Origin of the sequence: Carboxylicivirga caseinilyticus, assembly GCF_050589785.1 — a bacterium.
GTDB lineage: Bacteria > Bacteroidota > Bacteroidia > Bacteroidales > Marinilabiliaceae > Carboxylicivirga > Carboxylicivirga caseinilyticus.
The window spans coordinates 58703-73824 of the sequence record NZ_JBNGOX010000030.1 but is presented as its reverse complement, the minus strand read 5'-3'; the positions used below and the strand labels follow the sequence as shown (position 1 = coordinate 73824).

At 36.9% G+C, this 15122-nt stretch carries 16 protein-coding genes; 5 read left to right on the top strand and 11 right to left on the bottom strand.

What is annotated here, in order from left to right; genetic code table 11:
- Positions 1-118 precede the first annotated feature (118 nt).
- The 9 genes from ACRD62_RS15170 to ACRD62_RS15130 form a co-directional block, all read right to left on the bottom strand.
- The gene (locus tag ACRD62_RS15170; RefSeq protein ID WP_430820955.1) at positions 119-814 is read right to left on the bottom strand and encodes an inorganic pyrophosphatase; all 696 of its coding nucleotides are present in this window, start codon (positions 812-814) and stop codon (positions 119-121) included.
- Positions 815-902: 88 nt separating this feature from the next.
- Positions 903-2441 (bottom strand): YifB family Mg chelatase-like AAA ATPase, encoded by a 1539-nt coding sequence (locus tag ACRD62_RS15165; RefSeq protein ID WP_430820954.1) that lies wholly within the window; start codon positions 2439-2441, stop codon positions 903-905.
- A gap of 59 nt (positions 2442-2500) precedes the next feature.
- Complete coding sequence (gene lpcA, locus ACRD62_RS15160; RefSeq protein ID WP_430820953.1) at positions 2501-3076, bottom strand: D-sedoheptulose 7-phosphate isomerase; 576 nt, start codon at positions 3074-3076, stop codon at positions 2501-2503.
- A 54-nt stretch (positions 3077-3130) separates the two neighbouring features.
- Positions 3131-3865 (bottom strand): carbon-nitrogen hydrolase family protein, encoded by a 735-nt coding sequence (locus ACRD62_RS15155; RefSeq protein WP_430820952.1) that lies wholly within the window; start codon positions 3863-3865, stop codon positions 3131-3133.
- A 55-nt stretch (positions 3866-3920) separates the two neighbouring features.
- On the bottom strand, positions 3921-4970 hold the full coding sequence (locus ACRD62_RS15150; RefSeq protein ID WP_430820951.1) for a TRM11 family SAM-dependent methyltransferase: 1050 nt from the start codon (positions 4968-4970) through the stop codon (positions 3921-3923).
- Positions 4971-5034: 64 nt separating this feature from the next.
- Complete coding sequence (locus ACRD62_RS15145; protein WP_430820950.1) at positions 5035-6600, bottom strand: 4Fe-4S dicluster domain-containing protein; 1566 nt, start codon at positions 6598-6600, stop codon at positions 5035-5037.
- A 25-nt stretch (positions 6601-6625) separates the two neighbouring features.
- On the bottom strand, positions 6626-7543 hold the full coding sequence (locus tag ACRD62_RS15140) for a DUF362 domain-containing protein (RefSeq protein ID WP_321406945.1): 918 nt from the start codon (positions 7541-7543) through the stop codon (positions 6626-6628).
- A gap of 130 nt (positions 7544-7673) precedes the next feature.
- Complete coding sequence (locus ACRD62_RS15135) at positions 7674-8132, bottom strand: toxin-antitoxin system YwqK family antitoxin (RefSeq protein WP_430820949.1); 459 nt, start codon at positions 8130-8132, stop codon at positions 7674-7676.
- Positions 8133-8395: 263 nt separating this feature from the next.
- Entirely contained in the window at positions 8396-8746 is a 351-nt protein-coding gene (locus ACRD62_RS15130) for a beta-sandwich domain-containing protein (RefSeq protein WP_430820948.1), read from the bottom strand.
- Between the two features lie 158 nt (positions 8747-8904).
- Between ACRD62_RS15130 and ACRD62_RS15125 the strand changes: the two genes are divergently transcribed.
- Positions 8905-9612 (top strand): ComF family protein, encoded by a 708-nt coding sequence (locus ACRD62_RS15125; protein WP_430820947.1) that lies wholly within the window; start codon positions 8905-8907, stop codon positions 9610-9612.
- Here ACRD62_RS15125 and ACRD62_RS15120 read toward each other — a convergent pair.
- Positions 9607-10251: a porin family protein gene (locus ACRD62_RS15120; protein ID WP_430820946.1), complete on the bottom strand. Its 645-nt coding sequence runs from the start codon at positions 10249-10251 to the stop codon at positions 9607-9609. The two genes, ACRD62_RS15125 and ACRD62_RS15120, sit on opposite strands and share 6 nt — an antisense overlap.
- A complete protein-coding gene (locus tag ACRD62_RS15115) occupies positions 10248-10937 on the bottom strand; it encodes an SIR2 family NAD-dependent protein deacylase (RefSeq protein ID WP_430820945.1) in 690 nt (229 codons plus the stop codon). The genes ACRD62_RS15120 and ACRD62_RS15115 overlap by 4 nt, the downstream gene beginning before the upstream one ends.
- Positions 10938-11056: 119 nt before the next feature.
- Here ACRD62_RS15115 and ACRD62_RS15110 point away from each other — a divergent pair, with 119 nt between their 5' ends.
- The 4 genes from ACRD62_RS15110 (at position 11057) to ACRD62_RS15095 (ending at position 15121) form a co-directional block, all read left to right on the top strand.
- Positions 11057-11875: an ion transporter gene (locus ACRD62_RS15110; protein WP_430820944.1), complete on the top strand. Its 819-nt coding sequence runs from the start codon at positions 11057-11059 to the stop codon at positions 11873-11875.
- A gap of 102 nt (positions 11876-11977) precedes the next feature.
- Positions 11978-12307, top strand: coding sequence for a hypothetical protein (locus ACRD62_RS15105; RefSeq protein WP_430820943.1), 330 nt, complete (start codon positions 11978-11980; stop codon positions 12305-12307).
- 31 nt (positions 12308-12338) lie between these two features.
- Positions 12339-14231, top strand: a complete 1893-nt coding sequence (mutL, locus tag ACRD62_RS15100) for a DNA mismatch repair endonuclease MutL (RefSeq protein WP_430820942.1) — start codon at positions 12339-12341, stop codon at positions 14229-14231.
- A 152-nt stretch (positions 14232-14383) separates the two neighbouring features.
- Positions 14384-15121 carry a rhomboid family intramembrane serine protease gene (locus tag ACRD62_RS15095; RefSeq protein ID WP_489672247.1) on the top strand — a complete coding sequence of 246 codons (738 nt, stop codon included), beginning with the start codon at positions 14384-14386 and terminating at the stop codon, positions 15119-15121.
- Position 15122: the final 1 nt, after the last annotated feature.

Genomic DNA, 15122 nt, shown 5'->3' with positions numbered 1-15122 from the left:
ATATCTGGAATAGATATTCAATATGACTGTGAAGGTAGTGAACACCAATTCACTTTAAAAAGGGAAAACCATCCAATTAAAAACTAAAAATCCCTGCTTTTAACAGGGATTAATATATTTAGTATGTCGATAATGCTCTGCGCAATCCTTCAAATCGGTTCTCATAATCCTCCATGGATAGTTTGATTACTTTTTTAGCTTCTTCTGCATTATAAATATGTGTGATTTCTGAATCATTGCTTAATCCTGGCATGTCTTTATAAGTCAGAAAATAATGCTTCAAACGTTTGATTACCATTTCAGGCATCTCTGTAATATCCTTATACTCACCATACATCACATCATTCTTCAATACAGATATGATTTTATCATCAGCCTGGTTACCATCCAACATTCTGAACCCACCAATTGGAATAGCCTGGGCCAATACATCACCATGTGGAATGTCCTTTTCTGTCAGTAACAGTATATCCAATGGATCACCATCTCCAATAATGTCTTTCTTACCGGTTTTCTCTGAACAGTATGCTCCCACTTTTTTACCACAATAGGTTTGAGGAATAAAACCATACGGGGCAGGTACAACATTTGAATATTTTTGTGGACGATCAATTCGTAAGTAACCACTCACCTTATCAATCTCATATTTGATAGTATCGGTTGGTACTACTTCGATAAACGAGGTGATAATATCTGGGCTGTTTTCTCCGATATCGATACCATGCCATGGGTGCGATTTATAGCGAAGGCCCATTAAACGACCTATTGGATCCATTAAACTGTTAGCGCTCATATCTTTGCTTTTTTTCGTCATTTGATTTTGGTTTCATTTGTAACACCTTTGTTCATTGATTGTTTATCAATTTTGGTCATCAGGCATATTTATTAGACGAAATGCAAATTTAAGCACCCCAACCCGAACGATCAAGACTTCGGTATTGAACGGCTTCAGCCACATGATGTGATTGTATTGAAGATGAACCTTCTAGGTCTGCAATCGTTCGTGAAACTTTTAATATTCTATCGTATGCACGTGCTGATAAATCCAATCTTTCCATAGCTGTTTTGAGAATACTCATCCCACTTTCATCAGGAGTAGCATATTTTGCAAGCATCTTCCCGGTCATTTGCGCATTACAATGAACCTTATCATTACTTTTAAAACGTTCATTCTGAATCTTTCTGGCTTCAACCACTCTTTCTCTCACCACAATACTTTTTTCTGACAAAGGTGTCTCAGCCAGTTTATTAAAAGGAACCGGAACAACTTCGATATGCAGATCAATCCTGTCGAGTAATGGTCCTGATATACGGCTCAAATATTTTTGAACAACTCCGGGACTGCAAACACATTTTTTCTCAGGATGATTAAAATACCCACACGGACATGGATTCATACTGGCAACCAACATAAAGCTCGCTGGATAATCGATTGAAAAACGGGCTCTGGCTATATTAATGTTTCTATCTTCCAAAGGTTGACGCATTACCTCCAGAACAGTTCGTTTGAATTCGGGTAATTCATCCAGAAAAAGCACTCCGTTATGAGCCAGTGAGATTTCACCAGGTTGTGGAAAAGAGCCACCACCTATTAAACCGGCATCCGATATTGTATGATGTGGGCTACGAAACGGACGTTGTGTGATTAGTGAATTCTTTGAATTGGTTTTACCAGCTACTGAATGGATTTTTGTTGTTTCCAAGGCTTCATCCAATGATAAAGGAGGTAAAATACTTGCCAGGCGTTTCGCTAACATTGACTTACCAGCTCCTGGAGGTCCGATCATTATAATGTTATGCCCTCCAGCCGCTGCAACTTCCAGCGCCCTTTTTACGCTTTCCTGACCTTTAACATCGGAAAAGTCAAAATCAACCGTTTGTATTCCTTTGGCAAATTCTTCTTCGGTATTCAGTTTAACTGCTTCAACATCTGATTCTGAATTCAAGAACTTGATAACCTCCGCAATATTATCAAAACCATATACTTGTAAATCGCTAACAACAGCTGCTTCTTTTGCATTTTGTATTGGTAGAATACATCCTTTAAAACCTTCTTCTTTAGCTTTCACTGCCATGGGAAGAACTCCCTTTACAGGTTGTAAACTGCCATCGAGAGACAATTCTCCCATGATGATATAATCAGCCAACAATGAATTATCAATTTGTGAAGATGCAGCAAGTACACCTATGGCAAGAGGAAGATCATAGGCAGAACCTTCTTTACGAATATCAGCCGGCGCCATATTAATTACAATTTTATGACCCGGCCATTTGTAATTACTAATCTTAAGTGCCGATTCTATTCGTTGCTGACTCTCTTTAACTGCATTATCGGGTAAACCTACCAAATGAAATCGTATACCTTGAGAAACATTGACTTCAATGGTTATTGTGTAGGCATCAACGCCACTAACTGCTGATCCGAAGGTTTTTACAAGCATACTATGCGATTTTTACTCAAGTTAAAAAAAATCGCAGAAACTTATTTCAATAATCTGTATTATTTACAATACGCCTCAATGTATTGAATCAGAATATGTATGACTTTAATATGAATTTCCTGTATACGGTCGGAATATCCATTATGGGGTGCACGAATTTCAACATCACAAATTTCGGCTAATTCACCGCCCTGCTTACCTGTTAGAGCAACTACTTTCATTCCTTTTTCAATAGCTGCCTTAGCTGCATTTAAAACATTTGGTGAATTTCCACTTGTACTAATTGCCAGAAGCACATCTCCACTGCAGCCAACAGCCTCAACATACCTCGAAAAGATATAATCAAAGCCATAATCATTGGCAACACAGGTAATATGGGTTGGATCAGCTATTGCAATGGCAGGCATTCCTCTTCTTCTATCTCTGAATTGCCCTGTCAACTCTTCAGCAAAATGCATGGCATCGCTCATAGAACCACCGTTACCACACGAAAGAATTTTGTTACCTTTGTTAATGGCATTTACCATTAAATCTCCGGCTAACTGAATTCTGTCCCAATTCTCTGAATCATTTATAAAACGATTCAATACTTCCTGTGCTTCTATAAAGCTATTTGCGATGTCTTCTTTCTTCATTCTTCAAAAATGTGGTGTAAAAGTACAGTGCTTTTTTGAAATATAAAATCTGATCTACAGATATAACTCTTTACTCTGAATGCCTTCTTCAATATCCATTAATAAAATGCCACTCCTTTCACTGTCCAGTTCAGCAACCTTTTCTCCTCTATCATTCCAGAAAGCACTCCGGCCTCCGGCAGGGAATCCGTATGACTCTCCGACAAAATTCGAAATCAAAATGTTTATCTGATGCTTCTTTGAATATTGCGCCATCTTTTTATGCAGACCATCCATACTTTGAGGTGTATAAAAAATGCCGGCCAGATAAAGCTTTGCTTTGTTTGTTTTTGCAGCTAATATATGATCTGGATTTTCAAGATCGGCACATATGGCAAACTGCGATTTATAATCGCCAATGTATAAGACCGGATTATGACTGAATGAAGGTTTGTAAAACAAATCTTCTCCCTCATGAAGATACTGTTTGGTATAAATATCAACGCCCCCTTCAGGCGTTATGATGAAGGATCCAATATGAAGTCCGTTCTCTGAATAAACCGGAGCACCAGCTACTATGGAAATATTATAATCCATAGCATATTGTCGGAGCTGATTAATAACCTCATCATAAATACTAATAGATAATGATTTGGCCTCTTCGCGCACATAACTTGTTAACGAGAGCTCGGGGAAAAGTATAAGCTGAGCATTATTTTGTGCTGCTAACTTAATTAACTCTATATGATTTTCAAGGTTTTCGTGAATAACACCCTGTGAGGGTTTGGTCTGAGCAGAGGCTACAATCATAACTAATTAATTTCTGCAATAAGTTTGGCTTTTAGTCTTAAAAAAGATTGGCAATTTAAATTTTACGGGCAACAACAATGTCTCTTTTAATTGATTTATCTACCATATGTTCAAATTGATCATAAGGTGCCTCAGACAAAACTTCAAAACCATTATCATTGAAATGTCCGGTAAGTCTATGTTTTGATACAACAAAAGAATTCCAGGCTAAAACAATACATCCACCTTTTTTAAGTACCGTATTCCAGCCGGGTAAGCACAGCTCAAGTAATTCTGAAGGATTACGGGTAATAGACCCGGTTTTTTTTACCCCTGTATTACCATGGGCTATACCATAAGGCAAATCACCAACAATCAGGTTAAAAAAATTAGATTTGAAATAATTGGCTGCATCATTGGTATTGCCATTTACAAAAGCAAGCTTCTTCCGAAGTGACTCAGACTTGAATTCTTCTTTGTCCCTTGCATATTCAAACTCCTGTATATATATAGCATCTGCCTTACTTTTACCTGAGATCATTCTTTTATCAGCCTTGTGCTTATATCGTTCTGTTTCGATGTATTTTTTAAAGAATAGGGTTGCTTCCTGAACAGACTTGGGTTCTATCTCAATTCCATAGCTGTTAAACCCGTAAACTGAACTTTCAAAAAGTGTTGTACCTTTTCCGGCAACCGGATCCAACAGGTTGATGGTTTCATCATACTTAAAATTACTCGACAGCAAAGCAACATTAACCATCATCTTGGTAAACAATTCATTTGTTTTACCCTGATATTTCAGAAGCGAACTGATTTTATCATCTACATATTGATAAGCCGAGGCCGCAATTGGCATGAGTCTCTGTTTGCCTGCAGATTCATCTAATTGAAATAAGGCAAAAACAAATGAAAGACGTGAAATAATTTGCAGATCAGCCTCACTAAGTTCACGATCACAATCCATTGCCAGGTATCTTACAGCTGCAATATCAACAATACGAATATTGGTAGACGATACCTCCATTCGCAGTGAAGCAAGTTGTAATTCTGCCAGGGCCAGTTTATCAGCCAGATTATAATACACCCGGTTATGACCAGGGTTTTGTAAGATCAAGTATGTAAGCATGAATGTCTAATCAAAATTTATCAGACTACAAAGATACTGATCATCCCGATAAATACTAAATGCTTTAAAACGGAAAGTCCTCTTCAACAGGGGCCACATTAGTTTCTTCTTCAACCGGCTTTTTGGCAGCCTGATGCACAGCATTACCATTTACATAAATGGCTTTGTAAGGTGCATTAACCGGACAAGGATGTTCGCATGCTCCACAACCAATACAAATTTCCTGATTAACTTCCGGTATTCGAAGATTTCCTTTATATGGAATCATATCAACAGCTTTCGTCGGGCAATGTTCCGAGCATGCTCCACAATCAGTACCATCGGTATGTACAACACAATTTTCTTTTACAAAAACGGCCTTTCCTAATTGTGTTAATTGTTTTTCTTCAATGGAAATAGGAAAAATAGCTCCCGTTGGGCAAACATGACTACATTCATTACAATCGAAATTACAAAAGCCCGAAATATAATCCATGTGAGGCTGCATAAAACCTTTTAATCCATATTCTGTCGTTGCAGGTTGCAATACCTGTGTTGGACAAGCAGCTACACATAGGCCACAACCTGTACATATTTCGTTAAAGCGTCTAATTGAGATACTTCCCGGAGGAGCTACCGGATGATCTTTCTGGTTAATCTTCAGATTTGAGGTATCTTTCGTTTTTTGCACTTCTGATAATATTTTTTGTCCAACCAATAAAGATAAACCTGTAACAATGGCTGTTCTTCTGGAATTATTTGATTCACCTTCAGCACTCTCTATTGTAGGGTAAAATTTCTTTGAAGTAAGATTTAACGCTGATTCAGGACAAACGGAAAGACAATTAAAACAATCAACACACCTCGAATGGTCTACTGAGAGATTTTTCACATCAATACACTCACTCTTGCAAACACCTATGCAGCTTCCACATTTAGTACATTTACTTTCATCAAATTGAATTTTCAGAAAGGATACTTTTGAAATCAAACCCAGTAAAGTTCCTACCGGACAAATGGTATTACAAAATAAACGTCCACGTTTATATGACATATAAGCAATGGTAACCAACAATGCAAGAGTAAGAAGAGCAATGAACCAGGGAGCTAAAATCAATTTCATCGGATTTAAACTATAAACTTCGAAATGATGTAAAGCCATTGCCCCTAAATTGTTTACACCAACAACCAAAGGCTTAATTAAATAAGTGATAATCCTTCCGAAATTGCTATAAGGATCCAATAAAGTAATTACCAGGTTGAAACCAAATAACATCGTAACAATGGTAACAGCGAGGAGGCTATATCGTAGAATCGGATACCCTTTTTTCTTCTTATAGAATAATTTACGAGTAGATCTTTTCTTAGCAATAAAAGAAAAAATATCCTGTAAGATACCCAAAGGACAGATAGTACTACAGTAAATCCTTCCGACAAAAAATGAAAGTGCTATTATAATGATAAATCCAACCGAACTCCACGTTAATGCTTTTATAAAGATTAATAACGATGGAACAAATTGTAAGAATAGAATTTGATTAACTGATTCGTAATCATAATTCTCATAAATATCAAGGAATATTGATAAAGTGAAAACAAAAAACAAGAGGGCAAATACCACTCTTGTTTTTTTTAATGTTTTAAAAGTCATATACGATTGGATTTATATGAATTCGCTATGCTATTTTCTGTTTGCTAATACTTAGTTCTTCAAGATTCATATTGCCCAGTTTCATTTTATGAGCAATTTCAATGTGACCAATTGATTGAGGCTCCAGGCCAAACATTTTGGTGGCTGCCGCATCAGCTGCTACAATATCAGTAGAGGCAATAAGAGCTTTTAAATTAGTAACATCAGCTAATGATACACCTCTGGGTCCATTCTTAGTCATCATATTGTAACCATCAATGATATTTAGATCGGGCATGCGGAAAGTACAAAAATCAGCAATACATTGATTCAGGTCATTGGCATGATAAAAACGTCGATCCCAAACAACACCCATCAGGTTCTTCATAGCCAAGGAAATTTGAGTACTACTATGATGCTTCATAATGGGAACATTTATGAAAACATCTGATTCGAGAATCTGCTTATGAACCTTTGCCGACTTTAACTTAACACCATTAGGAATCTCCACTTCACGATACATTGATTCAGTGTTACCAGGCACCATTTTACCACCTGCTTTTTTTACAGCAGCTTCAATACCACTATTAGTATAGCATCGGTCCCATTTATTACATGTGTTATCAAAGACATATACTTCTGAAGCACCCTGATCTTTGCAACACTGAACAATATGGCCTACCAATTCAGGGTTAGTATTTGCAGCACGTTCCGGTGGTGCATCCCAACCAATATTTGGTTTGAGAACCACTTTCTGACCAGACTTAACAAATCTTCCAAGTCCGCCAATTGCTTCAATAGCCCTGTCAAACATTTCCGGGCCAGTTCCTCCTCGCACAGCTGCCAGGTCATATTCAGCATTTGCAGGTTGACCATACACTGAATCCAAACCTCCAAATAAGGGAAATGCCCCACTTAACAACCCTGCACCAATACCTGTTCTTATAAAATCCCGTCGTTTCATAGATTGAATATTTTCGTTGAAAATACTAAAAAATGAGCTATTAAGTATTGGTATGCAATAATTTGAAATGGGTATAAATAAAAAGGGCGAACCCCAACGATTCGCCCTTTCAATTTATTGTTACGAGAGTTTAATAATCTTTTTGAGCTACCAGCTTACCAGATTCGTCCCAGATCTTCCAGGATCCAATCTTCTTTCCTTCAGAATAGAGCATTTCATATCGTAATATGCCATTCTCATCCCAGATATACCAATTACCGTCTTTCACTCCATTTTTATAATTGGCTTCAGCAGTTTTGGTTCCCTTTTCATCAAAAGTTAGCCATTTTCCGTCCATTTCATTGTTCTTGTATGAACGAATTTCGTTTGTTTTCTGATTTTCAAAATAAAGAGTAGAGATTCCGTGTTTTTCGCCATTGACAACATTCATTTCTACTTTTTTGCTGCCTGACTCATAATATTCTGTGTAAACACCTGTGTATAAGTTATCTTCCTGATCGTAGTACTTACCATCCTTATACGTAAGCTGTGCATTAACTAATGAAGTTAACGTAGCTAAAATTGCGAATAAAATTACCGACTTGTTCATATGGTTTAAATTTTCATTGTTTATACTAATCTCCCAACCAAGCCCTGTGTGTGATGCTTTCAGAAATTAATATCCGAATGAAAACCCAAACGGTTAACACAAAGTTAACATTTAATTTACATTAACATCAGATAGCGTCGAAAAAATATTTTTGCACACAATTAAAACACTCATATCCTGATAGTTTTGCAATGTTAATTTTTTGGATAAAAAAATAGCGACCCAAAATTGAGTCGCTATTCAGTACAGATATGTTTTTCTGTTTATTTTTCAGCTTCCAGCTTTATCGCCACTTTCGTATCTTTTTTTGTGTCGATGGTTGTCTTTTTGTCAGCATATGAGATATAATCTGACTTTAAAGTATATGTTCCTTTCTTAACATTATCAAAAGTAAATATGCCATCAAAATCTGTGTAAGCAACCTGATCCGTTCCTTCAAGAATAACTTTTACGCCTGCAAGATTTTCACCTGTTGCCTCATCAGTAATTATACCCGATAGAGATGTGATGGCACTTGTTGATGCATCTGCATCTTTTTTGTTGTCTTTATTATTAGCAAAAGAGTTAACTCCGATAAACAATAAACCAACCAACAATATTATCTGTGTTTTCATTTTTTTCTGTGTTATGTTATGAAAGCAAATGTATAGTAGTAATGTTACCAGATTATTAAAATCAATTTATGAGATAGTTAATTGATTGTTAACTTTTAATTATTTAAACAGGGGTTGAAGCTTTTAAATTATTGGTTTATATTAATTTAAAATTTGATATGAGCATTTCCACCACCATAAAATCAGCTTCAGAGAGTTTGTTTGATCTGTTTTATCCTCAAAACTGTGTGAGTTGTGGAACGCATTTATTTAAAAACGAAATCGAAGTGTGTCGACTATGCCTAAAACGACTTCCCCGAACACATTTTGAAAAAAGACCTCACGATAATGTGATTTCAGCGCTACTTTGGGGAAGATGCAAAGTTGAATATTCGTATGCTTTGTATTACTATCGTAAGGGCGAAAGAGTTCAAAAGCTTTTACATTCGGTCAAATACAAAGGCAACAAGAAATTAGGTGTGCTATTGGGTAATGAATTGGGTAAATCCATCTTATCAAGCGAACAAATTTTTGATGTAATTATTCCTGTACCACTTCACCAATTGAAACAAAGACAGAGAGGCTATAACCAAAGTGAAGTAATCGCAACCGGTATAAATGAGATTTTGAATATACCAGTTAATACTTCTGTTTTAAAACGTGCTGTACATACATCAACCCAAACTAAAAAAAGCCGATTTGAAAGATGGCAAAATGTAGAAAGTATTTTTAACATGAACAAAGCTGAAGAACTCAGAAACAAACACATATTGGTAATAGATGATGTTATTACAACCGGATCAACCATGGAAGCATGTATTAACACCTTGTCAAAAATTGACGGAGTTAAGATAAGTCTGGCTACGATTGCATGCGCCTACCTATAATTTATTGATGGCATAATACAAAGAGAAAACAATATTGTTGTTATACTGCCCGGGATTTCTACTTAACCAATGCTTTTTAGGATCATAGATTGGAATTTCTCCACCATAAGGTAATCTAATTGGATTTAATGAATACAACAATCGCGTATTAAACCAAAGTCGTTCGTTAAAATGATAATTAATCCCAAAAATGGTGGCCAATTCCATGGTTTTAAAAGGCGGAACACCTTCATTATCTTTAATTGATTGTTCGTCCCAGAACTCATCATCATGAAGTAATGTGGCTATTGAAATGCCAGCCTCAATCGAGAAATCATTAATGTAATAACGGGCAACTACAGGAAACTGAACATACCCCAAATCAATTTTGTAATCATCATAAACACCCTTTTCAATATCGGGAGCTCTGCGCGCACCTTTCTGAATATAACTGATATCGAATTGCAGGTCGAGCATTGGAGTAATTTGCCTGCTCACAAAACCTCCGATATTAAGACCCAATTTGTTATAACCTGCATAGGTATCCCCATCCACCTGTGAAACAGTGGCCCCTCCGGTAAACCCGGCCCGAAAGCTCTGTGCATTAGTGCAGGGAAGTATGAAAAGAATAAAAATGATGGTTGCAATCAGATTTTTCATTGTTGAGGTTTAAGCATGTTAATTAATTTTTTAACCCCCGTTGTAGCCTTCTCCTGAATAAAAGTAATGTTGGATGAAGGAGTAAACATCGGTTGTGCCGGATCAATTAAATAGATCGGCACTCCGCGAGACACATAATTTAATAATCCTGCAGCCGGATAAACATTTAACGAAGTTCCAACCACCACAAAAATATCAGCTTGTTGAGTCAATTCAATGGCAGGTTCAATTGCAGGAACTGCTTCACCAAACCATACAATGTGCGGTCTCAGCTGTGAACCTTTCTCACATTTGTCACCCCAGTTCAGTTGCCATCCTTCAAGTTCATACACCAATGATTCATCAACGGTACTTCTTACTTTTTTTAACTCGCCATGAAGATGCAGAACCTTAGAACTCCCGGCTTGCTCATGCAAATCATCAATATTTTGAGTGATTACATGTACATCAAAAAAATTTTCCAGTTCAGCCAATCCTACATGACCTTCATTTGGCCTGGTCTCATATAATTGTTTACGACGCTGGTTGTAAAATTCAAGAACCAAATGCGGATCTGCTGCCCATCCCTCCGGACTGGCTACCTGTGTAACATCATGATTCTCCCATAACCCATCGTGATCACGAAAAGTCTTTATACCACTTTCAGCACTCATTCCGGCTCCACTTAACACAACCAGTTTCTTCATATTAAAATCAAACTCCTTATAGTTTATAATCGAACATTAAATTTAGTAATAGTTTTCAATCCTTACCTCTTTTGTTAATTTTAAGCACATATAATTAATGGCATTCAACATCACTGTGTATGAAAGGCGTAAAAAAAAGACTTTACGAGGTTATATTTGAAGCAGACACCAAAGCTGGTAAGTGGTTCGATATCATTCTGATTGTTCTGATTCTTTTTAGCGTTATCATTGTGATGATTGAAAGTGATAGTCGTGTAATTCAGCACTTCGAAAAATGGGTATACTTAACCGAATGGATTCTAACCATTTTATTTACGATTGAATATTTGCTTCGAATCTGGGTGCTTGACAAACCCCGCAAATATATTTTTTCATTTTACGGTGTTATTGACCTTTTAGCCATTCTACCTTCCTTCATTGGATTATTTCTTGCCGGAACACAAATGTTACTGGTGTTGAGATCTCTAAGATTATTACGAATCTTTCGTGTGCTAAAATTGACAAGGTATGTAAAAGAAGCATCTATTCTATGGCAGGCATTAGCTTCGGGCAGAAATAAAATTGGTGTTTTTCTGTTTACTGTTTTAATCTTAATCACCATATTGGGTACTGTTATGTACATGATTGAAAAACCTGTAAATGAAGGATTCAGAAGCATACCCGAAAGTATCTACTGGGCTGTTGTAACCTTAACCACGGTTGGTTACGGCGACATTGCCCCCATAACAACTCTGGGTAAATTTGTTGCCGGTGTGATCATGATTACCGGATATGCCATAATTGCAGTACCAACTGGCATAGTAACCAGCGAATTGGCTAAAGAAGTAATAAAGAAAATACCCACAAATACACAGGTTTGCTCAGAATGTTTTAAAGACAATCATGATGATGATGCTCTGCATTGTAAGTATTGTGGGGGAAAGCTTAAAGATGAATAAGATCTAACCTGTTTATAACTTCTTATTGGAGTAAAAAACCAACTGTTTCAGATTACTTCTTATCTTTGCATTAGGCGCGGAGAAACGCAAAAAAATACAGTTATGAAGTTTACTTTTACAAGAGTTGCCAGGCATCGTGTTTTTCAGCACGATCCAATCTATTATGATGAGCAAAAGGAAAGAAGGGAAGAAAGGGAGCGTCGTATACGTGAAGAATTGGGTATGTTAACCGAAGAGGAGAAAGATAGTGGGTATGCTCAACGAATAAAAGGTGGCATGCGTCGCAGAATGAAGTCTCACTACGAAGTATCGCGCAGTGCCAAACGAAAATCCAACATACGCCTCGTTATAATCCTAATCATTTTAATGGTTATAGGTTATTATATTGTGGAATCAGACATGGATTGGCTGAAGCTATTTTTAGGAGAGTAATTTGTTGAAATTCTGAAGGAAAAAAGAACAAATGTCAAATATCATTCAGTTATTACCCGATTCGGTAGCTAATCAGATTGCTGCCGGAGAAGTAATACAACGTCCTGCATCAGTAATTAAAGAGTTGATTGAAAATGCTGTGGATGCAGGTGCAACCGAAATACAAGTTGTAACTACAGAAGCTGGTAAGAATCTTATTCAGGTTATTGATAACGGTTCGGGTATGGCCGAAACAGATGCACGTATGTCATTTGAACGTCATGCGACATCTAAGATACGCGAAGCCAAAGATTTGTTTGAACTTACCACCATGGGTTTTCGTGGTGAAGCATTGGCATCCATTGCAGCTGTTGCACAGGTTGAATTAAAAACACGCAGGGAAGAAGATGAACTGGGTGTTCATATTTGTATATCGGGTTCACAGGTTGAATCACAGGAACCTGTTCAATGCGCCAAAGGAAGTCAGTTTATTATTAAAAACCTGTTTTTCAATGTGCCTGCCCGTCGCAGGTTTTTAAAAAAGAATTCAACAGAACTCCGTCATATCATTAATGAATTTCAAAGAGTTGCATTGGCCAACCCCGGTGTGGCAATGAGTCTTATTCATAACAGTGTGCCACTTTTTAATTTACCTACAGGTAATATTAAGCAACGCATTGTAAGTATGATGGGAAAGCAAATGGGTACTCAATTGATTCCTATCGAAACAGATACTGCAATGGTGAAAATTTCTGGATACATAGGCAAACCAGAATCAGCCAGAAAAACATTGGGTGATCAGTTCTTTTTTGTGAATAATCGTTTTATGAAACATCCATATTTGCACAGAGCATTAATGGACGCATACGACAATATACTTTTACCCGAAACCATTCCGGCATATTTTGTTTTTCTGGAAGTAGATCCACAAATTGTGGATGTCAATATTCACCCTACAAAAACTGAAATTAAGTTTGAAGATGAGAGAGCTATCTGGCAAATACTGAATGCTTCCATTCGCGAAAGTTTGGGTAAATTTAATATGATGCCATCAATTGATTTCGACACAGCCGATCAGATTGATATACCGGTGATGCAGAAAGATTATGTACCAGAAGCTCCAAATGTTAATGTGAATCCTTTTTACAATCCTTTTGAGGAGGAACAAAAAAATGCTTCCCGATCTTTTGGAGGATCTTCCGGTGGTTCTTTTTCATCATCCCAAAAAACAGATGGATGGGAGAATTTATATGATGGATTTAAAACTGAACCATCGTTTGATTATTCACCCTCTGAGAATCAATCTTATTTCGAATCACAACAAGAACAGGAACCGGTTCAGCAAACCATTCTGTCTTCAGGAGGGGAGGAAAATAAGATATCCAATAATCAGTTTTTTCAACTGAAGAATAGGTATATCCTTACCTCGGTAAAATCCGGCCTGATGATGATCGACCAACGAAGAGCTCATGAGCGCATTATCTTCGAAGGATTTATGCAGGCTTTAAGCAGAGGTACTTCATTATCTCAAAAAATGCTATTCCCCGAAGAGTTGTCTTTCGGCCCTCATGAAATTGGAATGATAAATGAACTTAAACGGGAGTTATTAGCCATGGGCCTTGAAATTGAGCAAAAAGATGAGGAGACTTTTCTGGTTCTTTCCATTCCTGCCGGACTTGAAAATGTATCCGCTGCTCAGCTTATTGACGGGATATTAACTGATTTTAAAGACGGAGAAGTTGATTTGGATAAAGAAGTATGGGAGCAGATAGCCACTTCAATGGCTAAACGAGCTGCAATACCTTATAGCAAGGCTATGAGTCAGATTGAGATGAGTGAATTATTTGATCAGTTATTTGCCTGTAGCGTGCCAAATTTTTCACCGTCAGGTAAAACCATCATCTCTATCCTGGATAATGACGAATTAGGCAAACGCTTTAGTTAATGTGACACATTGGCAGAATGATTATGATATCTGAACTGTCAATGATATCTTTTTGTTATAAAAGCTGAGCATATAAAGTATTTTTTAGTTATTTTTTCAGTATGGCATTGATGTTGTGCATCCAAAGCCTACTATCAATTTAAATTTCGAGTATGATGTATCGACAGTCACCGTTTGCGGGATTACCGCCGGTTACAAAGAACTTATTAATAATAAATGTCCTTTTTTTATTCGCTACTTGGGTAGCTGAAAAATCTTTTGGAATAAACTTGAGCGCCTACCTTGGATTGCATATACCTAGTTCACCACTTTTTAATCCAGCTCAGTTTGGAACTTATATGTTTATGCATGCCGACATTATGCATCTGTTTTTTAATATGTTTGCAGTTTTTATGTTCGGACGTATTTTAGAGGTCTATTGGGGCTCAAAAAAATTCTTTATTTATTATGTTGCTACTGGCATTGGAGCTGCTTTAGTTCAGATTGGAGTTAATTATATCGAGTATTACTCTATACTTCCACAATTGACTGATCAACAACATCAGATTGTCTTAGAGAAAGGAGCAGAAGCACTTAAGAACTGGCAGAATTTTAAAGACCCATTGATGGGTAAATTTAACGGCATTTTAAATGGAACCACGATTGGGGCTTCCGGTGCTGTATTTGGTATCCTGTTGGCATTTGGAATGTTATTTCCTAACACAGAGTTAATGTTGATTTTTCCTCCCATTCCGATAAAAGCAAAATATTTTGTGATAGGGTATGGTGTTATAGAACTTCTTCAGGGTGTGGCTAATTTCTCATTTGATAATGTAGCACATTGGGCACATTTAGGCGGAATGGTATTTGGATTTATCTTAATAAAATTTTGGCAAAAAAAAGGAATCTGAG

What these genes read in the sequence shown, in the direction of transcription:
- ACRD62_RS15170 (WP_430820955.1), bottom strand. Translation starts at nt 814, where the DNA reads ATGACGAAAAAAAGCAAAGATATGAGCGCTAACAGTTTAATGGATCCA.
- ACRD62_RS15165 (WP_430820954.1), bottom strand. Translation starts at nt 2,441, where the DNA reads ATGCTTGTAAAAACCTTCGGATCAGCAGTTAGTGGCGTTGATGCCTAC.
- lpcA (WP_430820953.1), bottom strand. Translation starts at nt 3,076, where the DNA reads ATGAAGAAAGAAGACATCGCAAATAGCTTTATAGAAGCACAGGAAGTA.
- ACRD62_RS15155 (WP_430820952.1), bottom strand. Translation starts at nt 3,865, where the DNA reads ATGATTGTAGCCTCTGCTCAGACCAAACCCTCACAGGGTGTTATTCAC.
- ACRD62_RS15150 (WP_430820951.1), bottom strand. Translation starts at nt 4,970, where the DNA reads ATGCTTACATACTTGATCTTACAAAACCCTGGTCATAACCGGGTGTAT.
- ACRD62_RS15145 (WP_430820950.1), bottom strand. Translation starts at nt 6,600, where the DNA reads ATGACTTTTAAAACATTAAAAAAAACAAGAGTGGTATTTGCCCTCTTG.
- ACRD62_RS15140 (WP_321406945.1), bottom strand. Translation starts at nt 7,543, where the DNA reads ATGAAACGACGGGATTTTATAAGAACAGGTATTGGTGCAGGGTTGTTA.
- ACRD62_RS15135 (WP_430820949.1), bottom strand. Translation starts at nt 8,132, where the DNA reads ATGAACAAGTCGGTAATTTTATTCGCAATTTTAGCTACGTTAACTTCA.
- ACRD62_RS15130 (WP_430820948.1), bottom strand. Translation starts at nt 8,746, where the DNA reads ATGAAAACACAGATAATATTGTTGGTTGGTTTATTGTTTATCGGAGTT.
- ACRD62_RS15125 (WP_430820947.1), top strand. Translation starts at nt 8,905, where the DNA reads ATGAGCATTTCCACCACCATAAAATCAGCTTCAGAGAGTTTGTTTGAT.
- ACRD62_RS15120 (WP_430820946.1), bottom strand. Translation starts at nt 10,251, where the DNA reads ATGAAAAATCTGATTGCAACCATCATTTTTATTCTTTTCATACTTCCC.
- ACRD62_RS15115 (WP_430820945.1), bottom strand. Translation starts at nt 10,937, where the DNA reads ATGAAGAAACTGGTTGTGTTAAGTGGAGCCGGAATGAGTGCTGAAAGT.
- ACRD62_RS15110 (WP_430820944.1), top strand. Translation starts at nt 11,057, where the DNA reads ATGAAAGGCGTAAAAAAAAGACTTTACGAGGTTATATTTGAAGCAGAC.
- ACRD62_RS15105 (WP_430820943.1), top strand. Translation starts at nt 11,978, where the DNA reads ATGAAGTTTACTTTTACAAGAGTTGCCAGGCATCGTGTTTTTCAGCAC.
- mutL (WP_430820942.1), top strand. Translation starts at nt 12,339, where the DNA reads ATGTCAAATATCATTCAGTTATTACCCGATTCGGTAGCTAATCAGATT.
- ACRD62_RS15095 (WP_489672247.1), top strand. Translation starts at nt 14,384, where the DNA reads ATGATGTATCGACAGTCACCGTTTGCGGGATTACCGCCGGTTACAAAG.